Origin of the sequence: Vibrio sp. R-1, from assembly GCF_035615595.1 — a bacterium.
Lineage (GTDB): Bacteria > Pseudomonadota > Gammaproteobacteria > Enterobacterales > Vibrionaceae > Vibrio > Vibrio cholerae.
In genome coordinates this window covers 1-274 of sequence record NZ_WPDC01000357.1, presented here as the reverse complement: position 1 = coordinate 274, position 274 = coordinate 1, and the positions used below count along the sequence as shown (strand labels likewise).

Sequence of the window (274 nt, the reverse complement as noted above, 5' to 3'; positions counted from 1 at the left end):
ATCACAGCCATGATGCAGCTATTTGTGAAACCAAACTGACCGTGTTGAACATCCGACAATATTGAAGCATCGAAACTTGTGGGTTTTCAGCGATTTTGAAGCTACTGAACTTCCAACACTTTCTACCAAAGCAGCATCAGCCTGAAACTCAAAAACCAAATTGTGCAAGTTGAAAGCTAAAAGCTGATTTTTCAAAACGTTCAAGCTGAGTTCTTGATGATTTTTTCTACATAGAAACTAACGCCCGCCTAAGGGGCTGACAACGCATACCACC

The 274-nt window shown here is 41.2% G+C and carries 1 protein-coding gene; it reads right to left on the bottom strand.

Translation table 11 applies throughout. The features are described from left to right. Positions 1–59, bottom strand: a 59-nt coding sequence (locus tag GOU96_RS18505) for a DUF645 family protein (RefSeq protein WP_324702140.1), incomplete at its 3' end; no start/stop codon positions are given. Between the last annotated feature and the right edge of the window lie 215 nt (positions 60–274).